Genomic DNA, 13,161 nt, shown 5'->3' with positions numbered 1-13,161 from the left:
GTCGCGCGGCCGAACTCGCGGACCCGCCGGGCCCGCCGGACCCGCCGGACCCTCGGAAGACTCGTCGGACTCGATTCAGGAGCGCAGGAGGCGGTCGAGCATCAGGCGGGCCGCCTGGGTGGTGCGGGTGCGCACCTCGGGAAGGCGGTCGGCGGTGGTGGAGGTGAAGTAGGCGGAGAACACCACGGTGTCCTTGCGAACGGTCAACACGACGTAGGGCCACGGGCCGGCGCCGCTCTTGTCGAACATCTGCCCTTCCTCGGCGAAGACCTCGTCGGCCTCGGGAAGGGACGGCTGTGCGGCGCCCGGGGTGTCCTTGGCCTGGGTGCCGTCGGTGTAGATCCGGGTCGCGCAGCGGTCCTTGACCTGGCGCGCGTTCTGCACCTGCTCGTGGGCGCCGCCGACGTCCTTGTGCACGATCACGCTGGTGCTGCCGCTGGAGAGCCGGCCGGGGTTCGCGGCGTCCGGCGGCAGTTGGACCTGACGCACCCACTGGCCGACCAGGGTCGCCGGCAGCGGGACGCTCTGCTGGGTGCAGTCGGCGGCGTAGTCGGTCCAGGTCTCGCCGGCGTACTCGTAGGTGCTCTGTTTGACGACGCCCGTGCCCCAGTCCTCGGGGGTCAACGCGAGTGTCGTGGCGAGCGCCTGCGCCTGCTCGGGGGTGCGGGACGACGGGGCCGTGGTCGCGGTGGGGGCCTTGTCGGTGGGGCCCTTGCCGACCGGGCTCGTGGTCGTCGTCGTGGTCGTCTTGGCGCTCGCGCCGCCCGCGGTCACCGCGAACGGGTCCTCGCCGCCGTCGGCGCACCCCGCGAGCAGCAGGATCGCGGCGATCGGTGCCGCCGCACGCACCGCCGTGGTTCTCATCCCGTACATGTCGTCGACCCCCGTGTCGGACCCCCGTGAACGTGCCCGCCCATGGTAGTCAGCGCAGTTTCGCGTTGGTACGGGCGATCATCAGCCCGACCGCGTCGATGGCCTGGTCCTTGGCCGACTCGAAGGTCTTGTCGCCGCGGTCGACGACCGCCGCGGTCAGCACGACCTGGCCCTGACGAGCCGTCACCCACACGTATTGGAACGGCGCTCCGCCGTGCCCGGCGATCCACTGGGCGCGCGCGACGTGCACCTCGTCGATGCCCCCGACGGTCAGGTCGATGACCTGGATGGCGTTCAGCTTCTCGTCGCCGCCCAGGACCTGGTTCGGGCAACGCTTCGCGTCGGCGATGGCGAGGTCCATGTCGGCGTCGGCCTGGGCGGTCGAGGCGTACACGGTCGTGGAGGACGTCGCGAGCGTCTTGCTGAGGTTGTCGACGCCGGCCTTGCCGTCCGGGATGTACACGTAGCGTGCCATCGTGGCGAGGCCGCCCGGGACGGTGCCCTGGAGGGCCTGCTTGCAGTCGGTGCCGGTGATGATCCGGTCGAGCGCGGTGTACTCGTAGGTCTTCTCCTGCGGCACGTAGGTCGGGCCCCAGTCCTTGTCGTTGAGCGTGACCGCCGCGGCGAGGGTCTGCGCCTGCGCGGGGGTGAGCTGTACATCGGGGCGCCGGGTGGTGGTCGTGGTCGGCCCGGGCGTGGTCACGGGCGGCCTGGTGGTGGGGTGGTCGGGTGAGGGCGGCGGGAGCGCTTCGGTTTCCCGGTCCACCTCCGGGCGCACCGACGGCGAGGCGCTCGTCGTCGGCCCGAATGGGCTGTTCCCGGATGATTCGCTCTGACACCCGACCGTGAGCCCACCACTCACGATCAGGGCAGCTCCGACTGCCAACACACGCTTCATGGAATGCCCCCGCCTCCGCGAACGTTTCCGTAGGGACCATTGAAGCCGGTGGCGGGGGCTCCCGTGCGGGAACTGCCGCTCTACGAGGCTCTTTGCCGCACTACGACGACGGAGGCACGCGTGCTTTTCAATCGCAAGGACTTCGAGCCGCGCCTGCCGACGCGCGACGAGGCCCTGAAGGGCCGCGACACGCGCCCCTTCGATGTTCCGGAACTGCACAGGGTGCTGGGCAATCGCCTGGAGCCGCCGTTCCCGGCGGGGCTCGCGACAGCCGACTTCGGGCTGGGCTGTTTCTGGGGCGCGGAGCGCAAGTTCTGGCAGACCCGAGGGGTGTGGACCACCGCCGTCGGCTACCAGGGCGGCTACACACCGCATCCGACCTACGAGGAGACCTGCAGCGGCCGCACCGGCCACACGGAGGCGGTCCGCGTGGTCTACGACCCGGCCGTCGTCTCGTACCCGGAGCTGCTGAAGCTCTTCTGGGAGTCGCACGACCCGACCCAGGGCCACCGCCAGGGCAACGACGAGGGCACCCAGTACCGCTCCGCGGTCTACACCCACTCGGCCGCGGACCAGGCCGCCGCGGAAGCCTCCCGCGACGCCTACCAGGAGGTCCTCACCAAGGCCGGCTTGGGCACCATCACCACCGAGATCCGCCCGGCCGACGAGTTCTACTACGCCGAGGCCTACCACCAGCAATACCTGGACCGAGTCCCCAACGGCTACTGCGGCCTCGGCGGCACGGGCGTCAACCTGAGTGACCCCACCTCGGAGAACTGGGGCGCCTCCTGCCCCATCGGCATCGCCCCGGCCGGCGACTGACGCCCTCGCTCCGACGGTGCCGTCCCGCTTCGGGAAGCAGATCCCGCGAGCGACGGCACCAACGGTTCGGGTGCCTGCCCTTGCGTCACTCGGTCGGGTGTTGACGGGTCTGCATGACCGGCGTGCCCCCAAAGTGTTCGGTACGGTTTTTTCGCCCCAGCCGAACACATTCGGGAGTACAGGTGCCGCCAGGTCGCCCATCACGGACAACCGTGTACCAACGCTTGGAAGAGGCGGTCGCCGAGCTGCGGGAGCGGCTCGGCGGGCTACCAACACCCACCGAAGCGGAAGACATCTGGGCCGACATCTGGCATCAGGAAGCACACAACAGCACCGCCATCGAGGGCAACACCCTCATCTTGCGTGAGGTCGAAAAACTGTTGGACGAAGGCAAAGCCGTCGGTTCCAAGCCGTTGCGCGACTACATGGAAGTTCGAGGCTACGGAGACGCCGCACGCTGGGTCTACGGCCAAGCACTCGAGCCCGGGGGATGGCACAACGGAGAGCTTCTCTCGCTCCATGAAGTGCGCTCGGTCCACCACATGGCCATGACGCCCGTATGGACAGTCGATCCTCATCCTCATGCCTCGGACGCGGAAGGGCCCGGGGGATTTCGCCGTCACGAGATCGCCCGGTTCCCCGGCGGGATGAAACCCCCGCTCTGGACCGAAGTCGACCTTCTCATGCGGCAGTGGATCGAGGATGTCGATGCGCTACGCAACCCAGCCTCGCAACCGTTCCCCGAGTCGCTTGCACGCGTCCACAATTCGTTCGAGCGCATCCATCCCTTTCTCGACGGCAATGGCAGAGCCGGTCGCCTGTTGCTCAACCTGTTGCTCGGACGCCTCGGCTATCCGCCTGCCATCATCTACAAGCGCGATCGAGACAAGTACCTGAAGGCCATGCGCCGAGCCGACACCGGTGACCTCGGCCCGCTGGGGGAACTAATCGCGCGCAGCGTCACCAGCAACTTGCACAAGTTCGTCATCCCAGCGGTGGCCGGCCCGGTCCGACTTGTTCCACTGGCCGCGCTTTCAGCTTCCGACCTGACCGAGAGCGCATTGCGAGTCGCCGCCAGCCGTGGCCGGCTACGAGCGTCCAAGGGTGACGATGGCGTCTGGCGCAGCACGAAAAACTGGGTCGAACAGTATCGGGCCAACCGCTACAAACGTCAGCCGAAGTAACCGGTGCGCCCACGGTTGATAGCCCGCGGACCGGGTCACATGGCACAGCACGCTCGGCGGCACGGGCGTCAGCTGCCCGGTGGGCGTCGCCAAGGCCGGCGGCTGATCCGGTACACCTTCGGTGTCGTCGCGATCCGATGGCTGACCCCGTCGGCGCGACGACACCGAACCGCCGAGGCGCCCACCACCCGAGACGGATAGCCCCGCGTGGGTCGCCCGTCACAGGTGGGGGCGCCGCACGATCGGGTGACGATCTGCCGATCGGGGCTACGCAAACACAATGCGATTCATAGCATCAACGCTATGAACTGGGTACCGTTGAGCTGGAGCCGGAAGTCCGACACTGGCTGGAGCATCTGTCGACGACACGGTTCGCCACGGCCGCCTTCTACATCGACCTGATCGCAGCACGAGGCCCTCTGCTCGGCGAGCCCTACACGCGACAGTTGGACGGCAAGCTCCGCGAACTCCGCTTCCATCCGGACGGCGATGCAATCCGCGTCACCTACTGGATCGCCTCCGGCCGCAGGATCATCCTGCTGACCGTGTTCCGCAAGACACGGATGCGGGAAGAACGCGAAGTCCAACGCGCCAAGCACGCACTACAGCGATGCATCGATCAGGCTCATACGGTCGACAAGAGCGAGGAGTGATCTCATGGTGGGCCGCAGCGATTGGCAGGAAATCCGCCGGCGCCGCATGGCCGAACCCGGCGCGGAGGAGGCGTACGAGGCCACGCGGATCGCCTATGAACTCGGCCGGAGCGTGCGGGAGATGCGGGAAGCCCTCGGAATGACGCAGACACGCCTGGCTGTGGCTGCCGGCATGACTCAATCTGCCGTCGCGCGGTTCGAGGCAGGGGGCACGGTGCCGACGATTCAGGTCCTCGAACGCCTGGCCAAGGCATTGGGGGCCGACTTGGTCGTGCGGCTGACCCCCCGTACGGCAGCCTGACGGCAGCTACGCCGGCTGCGTCAGAGCGTCTGCGGCCTTGCCGTGGACGCTCTTTTCGTTGATCCGGGCCGTTGTCCTGGAGGCAGGGGCTGTGTCATACATGTCTAGACCAATTGCTCTCGGTGGAGAGAGGCGTTGTGCGACGGCGGATGACCGGGATCGGCTTGGCTGGGTTGGTCGTTGCGGGGTTGGTGGTGGGGTGTTCCGAGGATGGGCGGGATACGACGGCGCCGGCTGTGCCGGGGGAGGTCACGGCGCTGGCCTCGAGTTCGGTGTCGGTGCACGTGATGTGGCGGGCGGACACGGCGGTGGCCGCGTTCGAGGTGTACCGCGGGGACGTGAAGGTGCTCGACGTGACCGGCGGGCGGCACATGGTCGACGTCGGGGGGCTCGCGCCCGGGACCGCGTACTCGTTCACGGTGCGGGCCCGGGACAGGGCCGGGAACGTGTCGGCGGCGAGCGCGGCGGTGCCGGCCACGACGTTGTCGGTGGCCGAGGGCGAGCGGGTGCCGCCGAGCGCGCCGGGGAACGCGCGGGGGCAGGCGCAGGGGCCCGGCGCGGCGGTGTTGGTGTGGGACGCGGCCGCCGATGACGTCGGGGTGACCGCGTACGACGTCCGGCAGGGCGGCGTGCGGGTGCACAGCGTCGCGGGCGACCGGACCACCGCGGTGGTCACCGGGCTGCGCCCCGGGACCGACTACAGCTTCACCGTCATCGCGCGCGACGCGGCGGACAACTCGTCGCCGGAGAGCAACGCCGTGCGCGTGCTGACCGAACAGGGCGCGCCGGACGGTCGCAGCACCGCGCCCGGCGGCCTGACCGCGACGCCGCGGGTGGCGGAGGACGGCACCTACCTCGACCTGAGCTGGACGCCGCCGGTCGTCGACGGCACCGTCGCCGCCTACGAGGTGTACCTGGACGGGCGGTTCCTCACGACCGTGATCTGGGGCGCGAACCCGCCGACCGGGACGGCGCAGTACAGCCTCCCGCTCGGCGACGCGCCGCCGGCCGCACACGCCCTGAAGATCCGGGCGAGGTTGCCCGATGGGAAGTGGGGCGACTTCTCCGCCGAGCGGACGGTCGCGCCCGCCGGCCCGTGAGCGGCGGGGTCACGCCTTGGAGCGGGACCTCGTCGCCCGCGTCGAGCGCGCGCCCGTCGGGTTCTCGGGGATGGCCGGCATCGCCGAGCGCGGGGTGCGGGCGGCGCGGCGGGTCGGCTTCGCGACGGGGCCGATCTCGCGGGTCAGCCACAGGCAGATGACGTTGACGACGTAGTTGAGCTCGGCCTTGGTGAGCTGGTGGCCCGTGGAGATGCGGTGCACCTCTTCGAGGCAGCCTCGGCAGCAGGTGCCCGTGGCGTGCTGGGCCACGAAGACCGGGTGGCCGCGGTAAGGGGTCTGCCGGCCCTCCCTGGCGGGCTTCGCGGGGCCGAGGCGCCTGGCGACCAGGTCGTACGCGTACCAGCGCACGCCGGATTCGCCCAGCGTCTGGGCCACGGTGCGCTCGCGGCCGGGGAGGTGGAACTTGCCGCGGGAGGGGAGCTTGGCGATGGCGTCCAGGCGGGCGTCGAGCGGCTCGGGCCTGGCGCCCCTGGAGGTTTTGGTGGTCATATCGCTCTCCACGGTAGCCGGTCGGCGTCAGCCGAGGTTCTTGTGGAAGATCGTGGTGGCCTGGAGCACGCCCGACGGGTCGGTGGCGTAGCCCGGGATCGAGCCCGATTCGGTCCAGCCGGCGCGCTTGCAGAAGCGTTCGGCGGCGCTCCCGGTCCGGGTGTCCAGGTGCAGCAGCGTCCGGCCGGACGCGCCGGCGAAGCCCTCGGCGGTGGCGAGCAGCCGGCGGGCCAGGCCGTTGCCCCGCGCGCGGCGGTGGACCAGGAGCTTGGCGATCGCGGCGCGGTGCCGGCTGTCGGGCATGGTGGCGGGCCGGAGCTGGATGGTGCCGGTGACGCCCTCGTGGTCCGCGGTCACCCACACGATGGTCCGGTTGTTGCGTATGTCGGCCGCCTGCCCCGCCCACCACTCCGCGGCCGCGTCGATGGGAAGTGGAGCCAGGAAGCCGACCCCGGCACCGTCGTCGACCGCGTCCACGAGCAGCGCGGCCAGGCCGGGGGTGTACGTGACGAGGTCGATGGCGCTGATCCGGACGGGTGTCATGACACCTATTCTCGCGCGACCCGGGACCGGTCGCCGGGCCGGCCCCGAAAGGCGATTCCCTTGGCTCGCCGTCGCTGCCGGCGCTCAGTGCGCGCGGTCGTATCTCTCACGGTTGACCAGGACTTCGACACCGGAACCGGCCCCGACCGACGCTCGAGGATCGGCTTCTCCGCTCGACCTCGTCCTCGCGGTGTCGAGGACGAGGGATTGCCCCGGTGCCGCCGCGGCGTCCGGTCGATAGCGTCTCCGCGGAGCGTCGGGGCGGTCGGCCGGCGAAGTGGCGGTGAACGAGGCAAAGGAGCCGGCGGGTGCGGATGGGGCGAATGGGGACGGTAGCGCTCGCGGTCGTCGTGGCCGGGAGCCTGGCGGCCGGATGCGGCAGCGGCGGCGGGAAGAAGCACCGCTCCCGCGGCGGTGGCGGCTCGCACTCGTCCTCGGGCAAATCGTCCTCGTCCGGCTCGTCTTCGTCCGGCTCGTCTTCCTCCGGCTCGACGTCCGGCGGGTCCTCCTACACCTCGACGCCGACCGCTCCCGCCTCGACCCGGCCTCCGGCGACCGGGTCGTTCGACTTCGACGACGTGAACCGGGCGATGGAGAAGGCGTACGCGGGCGTCCCGACCTGCGGAGTCGGCAAGTGGACCGACGCCGACCTCAAGACCCGCGTGCCGGTCGCCCACCAGCGCCGGATCGTCGAGATGCGCAGCTACGACTGCTACACGAAGGCGACCGACACCAAGCCCGCCCTGGCCAAGCTCGGCGCGTACCTGACCTTCACCGACGAGGCCGGCGCCCGGTCGTACGTGAGCGACGTCGAGGCCCTGACCGGCGTGGTCGGCTTCATCGTCGACGACAAATCCGTCGTCACAGTCGGCAACTCCGCCGGCCTGAAGAACCCACGCTGGGTCCTCGACCAGGTGAACCTCGCCTGCCGCCAATGCGGCAAGATCACCGCGATCTGAGCCCCCGACACCGGCACCACGCATGACACGGCGCTCGCCGGCAGCGGATCCGCACAGAGCCCATCCGGCCGGCTGATTCCGCATCGTTCTCGGATGGGCTCTACGCGATCACCGCGGGAACGCGAAACGCCGACCGGCGCGGGCCACCTCGCAAGAGGCCCGCGCCGGTCGGCGTTCGGTCACGCGGCTCAGACCAGGGCCGGCTCCCGCTCCTCCGAGGCCGAACCCGCGGCCTCGGACTCCGCCGCGAACTGGTTCTCCCGCGCCCGCTTCGGGAGCAGGAAGCCCAGGGCGAAGGCCACCGCCGTCAGGCCGAGGGTGAGCAGCGTCGTGCGCTTGATCGCGTCGATCGAGGAGCGCGTGTGGGTGTCCGCACCGGCCTCCGCCACCGCTCCCGCCGCGGCCGCCGGCACCGGGAACGAGGTGCAGCTCGCCGGGATCCTGTCCGGGTCCACCGAGTTCTCCCGCGCGTCCACGCACGCCCGCAGGCCGGACACGATCGCGTCCTGCGTGCCCACCGGCACACCGGCCGCCGACAGCTCCGTCCGCAGCCTCGGCGCCGCCGAGGCGTCGAAGTTCTGCGTGGCCTGGGTACCGATCACGCCGAAGAACACCGTGCCCAGGATCGCGATCCCGAGCGAAGCGCCCAGCTGCTGCAGCGACTCCAACGCACCGGACGCCGAGCCCACCTCGTGGTCCTCGACCTCGCCCATGATGATGTCGAAGACCGGGACGAAGATCATGCCCATCCCGAGCCCGAACAGCGCGAGCGGCGCGATCAGGTCGCCGCTGCCGATCCCCACGCCGGCGCCGTCGAACACCAGGTACAGCCACGCGATACCGGCCGCCATCACGGTCAGGCCGATGTGCAGGATGCGTCGACCCAGCTTGTTCATCACCGCGCCGCTGAAGCCCGAGCCGAGGAACGCGCCGACCGCCCACGCGCCCATCGTCAGGCTGGCCCGGGTCGGGGTGTAGCCGAGGCCCAGCTGCAGGAACAGACCGACCGCCATCGAGATGCCGACGATCGCACCGAAGAACACCATCACGAAGCCGATGCCGGACGAGTACGAGCGGTGCTTGAACACCCCGAGCCGAATCAGCGGCACCTTGCCCGCCGCCTCACGCCGCAGCTGGTACACCGCGAACGCCGCGAGCACCGGGAGCGAGGCCGCGCACTCGATCAACGACCAGGTCGGCCAGCCGAGTTCGCGCCCCTGGACCAGGGGGTGGACCAGCATGAAGGTACCGACACCCGCGAGCACCATGCCCACCGTGTCCAACCGGCCGCCGCTCTCGGTCGGCTTCACCGTCGGCAGCGTCCGCCACCCCATGATCAGCGCGAAGGCGCCCAACGGGATGTTGATCAGGAAGATCATCCGCCACCCGGTGCCGAACAGGTCGCCGTCCACGAGCACTCCCGCGACGATCGGACCGAGCACCGTGGACAGCCCGATCGCCGGGCCGAACACCGTGAACGCCTTGCCGAGTTCGGCCGGCGGGAACAGGTCCCGGATCAGCCCGAAGGTCTGCGGGATCATCAGCGCGCCGAGCAGACCCTGCAACACCCGCGCGATGATCAGCGTCTCCGGCGACCACGCGATCGCGCACGCCACCGACATCACCACGAAGCCGACCACGCCGACCATCAGCATGAACTTGCGGCCGTACATGTCGCCGAGCCGCGCACCGGTGAGCAGACCCACCGCGAGCGCCAGGGTGTATCCGGCCGCGATCCACTGGAGGCTGGAGTAGCTCCCGCCCAGATCCTCGCGGATCGCGGGCGCCGCGACGCCCACCACGCTGGAGTCGAGCAGGTTCATCAACGTGGCGGCCAGCACCGCCATGAGGCCGAGCCAGCGCTGCTTGGGGCCTACGGAGGACCGGGTTGCGAGGATTTGCTCGCGGCTGTTTTCCACCTCTCCAAACTAAATGGGGAACAGGCAAGGTACGTTCCTGTTTCGCCTCCGGGAGCCGGCAGACTTCGGCGCATGTTGGAAACCTCCGCGCGACTCCTGCGCATGCTCTCGCTCATGCAGACGCGGCCCGACTGGACCGGCCCCGAGCTGGCCGAACGGCTCGGCGTCAGCGGGCGCACGGTCCGCTACGACGTCGAACGGCTGCGCAGCCTCGGCTATCCCGTGCACGCCCGCCGCGGCGTCGTCGGCGGCTACCGCCTGGGCGCCGGCAAGGCGCTGCCCCCGCTGCTGCTGGACGACGAGGAGGCGGTCAGCATCGTGGTCGGCCTGCGGATCGCCGCGGGCAGCGTCGTGGACGGCATGGACGAGGCGATGCTACGCGCGCTCGCCAAGCTCGACCAGGTGCTTCCGTCCCGCCTGCACCGCCGGGTCAAGGCGCTGCAGAAGTACACCGTCCCGGTCCGCCACACCGGGCCGGGCGTGGACATGGAGGTGATGACCGTCCTGGCCGGCGCGTGCCGCGACCACGAGCAGCTGCGCTTCCGGTACAGCTCGCACGACGGCAAGGAGACCTCCCGTGTGGTCGAGCCGTACCGGCTCGTGCACCGGATGGGCCGCTGGTACCTGGTCGCGTGGGACATCAAGCGCGAGGACTGGCGCACCTTCCGGATGGACCGGATCACCCCGCGCCCGCCGCACGGCCCGCGCTTCACCCCCCGCGAACTGCCCGCCGACGGCGACGTCGCGGAGTTCGTGAACCAGGGCGTACAGAGCGCGCGCGGCCAGATCCGGGCCCGCGTCCTGGTGCACGCGCCGGCCGCGGTGGTCGGCGAGCGGGTACCGCCCGCCTTCGGCTCGTTCGCGGTCGTCGACGACCACACGTGCGTGTTCGAGACGACCGCGTCCAGCATCGAGAGCCTGGCCGTCTACGTCAGCCTGCTCGACGCCGACTTCGAGATCGAGGACCCGCCGGAACTCGTCGCGTACATCCGGACACTGGCGCGACGCTACGCGAAGGCGACTCCGACCGCGGGCGCCGAGACCGGGACCGAACCCAAGACCGAACCCGAGCCCGCGCCCGCGCCCGGGGAATGACCGGGAGCACGAAAGCGCCCCCGACCCCTTCGGCACGAAGGGGTCGGGGGCGCGGTCCGAGGGAGCGTCAGACCGAGACCGGCTCGCGCTCCGACGTCTTCTGGTGCGGGACGCTCGGCTTGTCGGCCGGCTCGTCCGGGGCTTCCAGGTCGAGCGGGTTGTTGTACTTCTCCAGGTCCAGCGTCTTCTCGCGGGACGAGACCAGGATCGGTATTACTACTTGGCCGGCCACGTTGGTGGCGGTACGGATCATGTCCAGGATCGGGTCGATCGCGAGCAGCAGGGCGACGCCCTCCAGCGGGAGGCCGATCGTGCTGAGCGTGAGGGTCAGCATGATGATCGCGCCGGTGAGACCGGCGGTCGCGGCCGAGCCGACCACCGAGACGAACGCGATCAGCAGGTATTCCTTGATCCCGAGGTTCACGTTCCAGACGTCGGCGACGAAGATCGCGGCGATCGCCGGGTAGATCGCGGCGCAACCGTCCATCTTGGTCGTGGCGCCGAACGGCACCGCGAACGAGGCGTAGTCCTTGGGCACGCCGAGGCGCTCGGTGACCTTCTGGGTGACCGGCATCGTGCCGACCGAGGAGCGCGAGACGAACGCGAGCTGGATGGCCGGCCACGCGCCCTTGTAGTAGTGCAGCGGGTTGACCTTGCCGACCACCGCGAGCAGCAGCGGGTAGACGACGAACATCACGATGGCGCAGCCGATGTAGATGTCGGCGGTGAGCGTGCCGAGCGGCTTGACCAGGTCCCAGCCGTAGGTGGCGACCGACTTGCCGATCAGGCCCAGCGTGCCCAGCGGGGAGAGCTTGATGACCCACCACAGGGCCTTCTGGACGATCTCCAGGCCGATCTCGGCGGCGTTGATGGCCGGCTCGGCCTTCTTGCCCACCGACAGGATCGCGGCACCCGTGACGACCGCCAGGAAGACGATCTGGAGGACGTTGACCTCGGAGAACGCCGTGACGATGTTCTTCGGGACGATCCCGGTGATGAAGTCGAGCCAGTCACCGTTGGTCTTCGGCGCCTTCGCGTCGGTCGGCTTGTCGATGCCGCCGCCGGGGTTGGTGAGCAGGCCGAGCGCGAGGCCGACACCGACCGCGATCAGCGACGTGATCAGGAACCACAGCAGCGTGCGCGCGGCGAGCCGGGCCGCGTTGTTGACGTTGCGCAGGTTGACGACGCTCACCAGGATCGCGGTGAACACCAGCGGCGGAACGGCCAGCTTGAGCAGCTGGACGAAGATCGTGCCGATCTGCGTGAGGGTCTCGGTCAGCCAGTCGTACTCGAATTCCTTGGCGACGAAGCCGAGCACGACACCGAGGACGAGGCCGATGACTATCTGGGCCCAGAAGGGCGTTCTCTTCAGAGACTTGAACGAATCGACTGCAGACAAGGCGGGGCTCCTGAACGGCACCGTGGGGGACGGGGGTGGCTGTACCGGAGCGGCCGTGATCCTGCGCATCAATGGGCACGCGAGTGCCCGCAGGAGAAACTACGAAGAAGCGATACTTCGCGCAGAACGGCCGCAAAAAGGCCGGCGTGCGAGGCGGTCGGGAAGTGACGAGCGTGAAGGCGTCAGCCCGATCGGGGCACGGCGGCGGCTAGCCGCAACACAGCGCGGTGGCGCATCGGCCCAGGTCCACATGACGACGCGACACGAGCGGGTAACCCACCGCTTCGCGCATCATCTGTGTGTTGCCTGCACCGATCACGAGAGCGAGGATAGCCACAGCAAACCGATAAGCGCAAAGAATTACGGAACGGACACCGCCGGCCACACCTCGCGTACGAGCGCTTACGCTCGCTTACGCACTTTTACCCACGCGCCCCTACCGGGCTTCCCGGGCAATTACGGCGATTACGGCGATTACAGCGCTTCCCTGGCGATCGCGGCCGTGTTCGCGTCCTCGGCCCGGTTGTCCTCGGCGATGCGCTCCTTGGCCCGCTGCATGCGGTTGTACAGGGCCTCGGACATGGCGTCCCGCTCCGCGTTCAGGAACTTGTAGCTGATCAGCGCCGACACCCCTGCGGCGATGCCGATCGCGAGGAAGATGTTGCCGCGCCCGTCCAGGTCGAACAGCCCGAACACGACCATTGCCGCGGCGAACACCGCGGCGAAGATGCCGAGCCGGTAGAGCGAGTAGCGCAGCGCGGGATTCGACATGGTCACCTTCGGTTTCCCTAGCGATAGCGGTACGAGTGGCGGCACGAGCGTTCCGGGCCGCCCCCACCAGTCAAGCATCCCGCATCCGCGACGCGGATCCGGGTGGTCCCGAGCCGACCGGAGCCGTGTCGCGG

14 protein-coding genes are annotated in these 13,161 nt (G+C 69.7%); 7 read left to right on the top strand and 7 right to left on the bottom strand.

The window, feature by feature from the left end; translation table 11 throughout:
* Window positions 1-75: 75 nt before the first annotated feature.
* Window positions 76-873, bottom strand: coding sequence for a hypothetical protein (locus OG928_RS20350; protein ID WP_406285780.1), 798 nt, complete (start codon window positions 871-873; stop codon window positions 76-78).
* 49 nt (window positions 874-922) lie between these two features.
* Window positions 923-1,576, bottom strand: a complete 654-nt coding sequence (locus tag OG928_RS20345) for a hypothetical protein (RefSeq protein WP_406285778.1) — start codon at window positions 1,574-1,576, stop codon at window positions 923-925.
* Window positions 1,577-1,891: 315 nt separating this feature from the next.
* On the opposite strand from OG928_RS20345, the gene msrA reads away from it, so the two are divergent.
* From msrA to OG928_RS20320, 5 genes are all read left to right on the top strand, one after another.
* A complete protein-coding gene (msrA, locus tag OG928_RS20340) occupies window positions 1,892-2,593 on the top strand; it encodes a peptide-methionine (S)-S-oxide reductase MsrA (RefSeq protein ID WP_406285776.1) in 702 nt (233 codons plus the stop codon).
* Between the two features lie 212 nt (window positions 2,594-2,805).
* Window positions 2,806-3,777: a Fic family protein gene (locus tag OG928_RS20335; RefSeq protein WP_406285773.1), complete on the top strand. Its 972-nt coding sequence runs from the start codon at window positions 2,806-2,808 to the stop codon at window positions 3,775-3,777.
* A 308-nt stretch (window positions 3,778-4,085) separates the two neighbouring features.
* Window positions 4,086-4,430 (top strand): type II toxin-antitoxin system RelE/ParE family toxin, encoded by a 345-nt coding sequence (locus OG928_RS20330; protein ID WP_406291094.1) that lies wholly within the window; start codon window positions 4,086-4,088, stop codon window positions 4,428-4,430.
* 4 nt (window positions 4,431-4,434) lie between these two features.
* Entirely contained in the window at window positions 4,435-4,731 is a 297-nt protein-coding gene (locus OG928_RS20325) for a multiprotein-bridging factor 1 family protein (protein WP_406285771.1), read from the top strand.
* 236 nt (window positions 4,732-4,967) lie between these two features.
* Complete coding sequence (locus OG928_RS20320; protein WP_406285769.1) at window positions 4,968-5,831, top strand: fibronectin type III domain-containing protein; 864 nt, start codon at window positions 4,968-4,970, stop codon at window positions 5,829-5,831.
* Between the two features lie 9 nt (window positions 5,832-5,840).
* On the opposite strand, the gene OG928_RS20315 is transcribed toward OG928_RS20320, so the two are convergent.
* Entirely contained in the window at window positions 5,841-6,341 is a 501-nt protein-coding gene (locus OG928_RS20315; RefSeq protein WP_406285767.1) for a DUF4186 family protein, read from the bottom strand.
* A gap of 27 nt (window positions 6,342-6,368) precedes the next feature.
* On the bottom strand, window positions 6,369-6,884 hold the full coding sequence (locus OG928_RS20310) for a GNAT family N-acetyltransferase (protein WP_406285765.1): 516 nt from the start codon (window positions 6,882-6,884) through the stop codon (window positions 6,369-6,371).
* Between the two features lie 323 nt (window positions 6,885-7,207).
* On the opposite strand from OG928_RS20310, the gene OG928_RS20305 reads away from it, so the two are divergent.
* Window positions 7,208-7,843 (top strand): hypothetical protein, encoded by a 636-nt coding sequence (locus OG928_RS20305; protein WP_406285762.1) that lies wholly within the window; start codon window positions 7,208-7,210, stop codon window positions 7,841-7,843.
* Between the two features lie 188 nt (window positions 7,844-8,031).
* On the opposite strand, the gene OG928_RS20300 is transcribed toward OG928_RS20305, so the two are convergent.
* The gene (locus OG928_RS20300; RefSeq protein ID WP_406285760.1) at window positions 8,032-9,762 is read right to left on the bottom strand and encodes an MFS transporter; all 1,731 of its coding nucleotides are present in this window, start codon (window positions 9,760-9,762) and stop codon (window positions 8,032-8,034) included.
* A 72-nt stretch (window positions 9,763-9,834) separates the two neighbouring features.
* On the opposite strand from OG928_RS20300, the gene OG928_RS20295 reads away from it, so the two are divergent.
* Window positions 9,835-10,857, top strand: coding sequence for a helix-turn-helix transcriptional regulator (locus OG928_RS20295; RefSeq protein ID WP_406285757.1), 1,023 nt, complete (start codon window positions 9,835-9,837; stop codon window positions 10,855-10,857).
* 67 nt (window positions 10,858-10,924) lie between these two features.
* Here OG928_RS20295 and OG928_RS20290 read toward each other — a convergent pair whose 3' ends face one another.
* Both OG928_RS20290 and OG928_RS20285 read right to left on the bottom strand, forming a co-directional pair.
* Window positions 10,925-12,325 carry a dicarboxylate/amino acid:cation symporter gene (locus tag OG928_RS20290; protein ID WP_406285754.1) on the bottom strand — a complete coding sequence of 467 codons (1,401 nt, stop codon included), beginning with the start codon at window positions 12,323-12,325 and terminating at the stop codon, window positions 10,925-10,927.
* A 405-nt stretch (window positions 12,326-12,730) separates the two neighbouring features.
* On the bottom strand, window positions 12,731-13,027 hold the full coding sequence (locus OG928_RS20285) for a DUF4229 domain-containing protein (protein WP_406291092.1): 297 nt from the start codon (window positions 13,025-13,027) through the stop codon (window positions 12,731-12,733).
* Window positions 13,028-13,161 lie beyond the last annotated feature (134 nt).

This window comes from Embleya sp. NBC_00896, assembly GCF_045207785.1.
GTDB lineage: Bacteria > Actinomycetota > Actinomycetes > Streptomycetales > Streptomycetaceae > Embleya.
This window is presented reverse-complemented; position numbering and strand designations above follow the sequence as displayed.

Excerpts from the sequence above, each read along its gene's own strand:
- OG928_RS20295 (WP_406285757.1), top strand. The coding sequence starts at position 9,835 with ATGTTGGAAACCTCCGCGCGACTCCTGCGCATGCTCTCGCTCATGCAG.
- OG928_RS20285 (WP_406291092.1), bottom strand. The coding sequence starts at position 13,027 with ATGTCGAATCCCGCGCTGCGCTACTCGCTCTACCGGCTCGGCATCTTC.
- OG928_RS20325 (WP_406285771.1), top strand. The coding sequence starts at position 4,435 with ATGGTGGGCCGCAGCGATTGGCAGGAAATCCGCCGGCGCCGCATGGCC.
- OG928_RS20315 (WP_406285767.1), bottom strand. The coding sequence starts at position 6,341 with ATGACCACCAAAACCTCCAGGGGCGCCAGGCCCGAGCCGCTCGACGCC.
- OG928_RS20310 (WP_406285765.1), bottom strand. The coding sequence starts at position 6,884 with ATGACACCCGTCCGGATCAGCGCCATCGACCTCGTCACGTACACCCCC.
- OG928_RS20305 (WP_406285762.1), top strand. The coding sequence starts at position 7,208 with ATGGGGACGGTAGCGCTCGCGGTCGTCGTGGCCGGGAGCCTGGCGGCC.
- OG928_RS20290 (WP_406285754.1), bottom strand. The coding sequence starts at position 12,325 with ATGCGCAGGATCACGGCCGCTCCGGTACAGCCACCCCCGTCCCCCACG.
- OG928_RS20350 (WP_406285780.1), bottom strand. The coding sequence starts at position 873 with ATGTACGGGATGAGAACCACGGCGGTGCGTGCGGCGGCACCGATCGCC.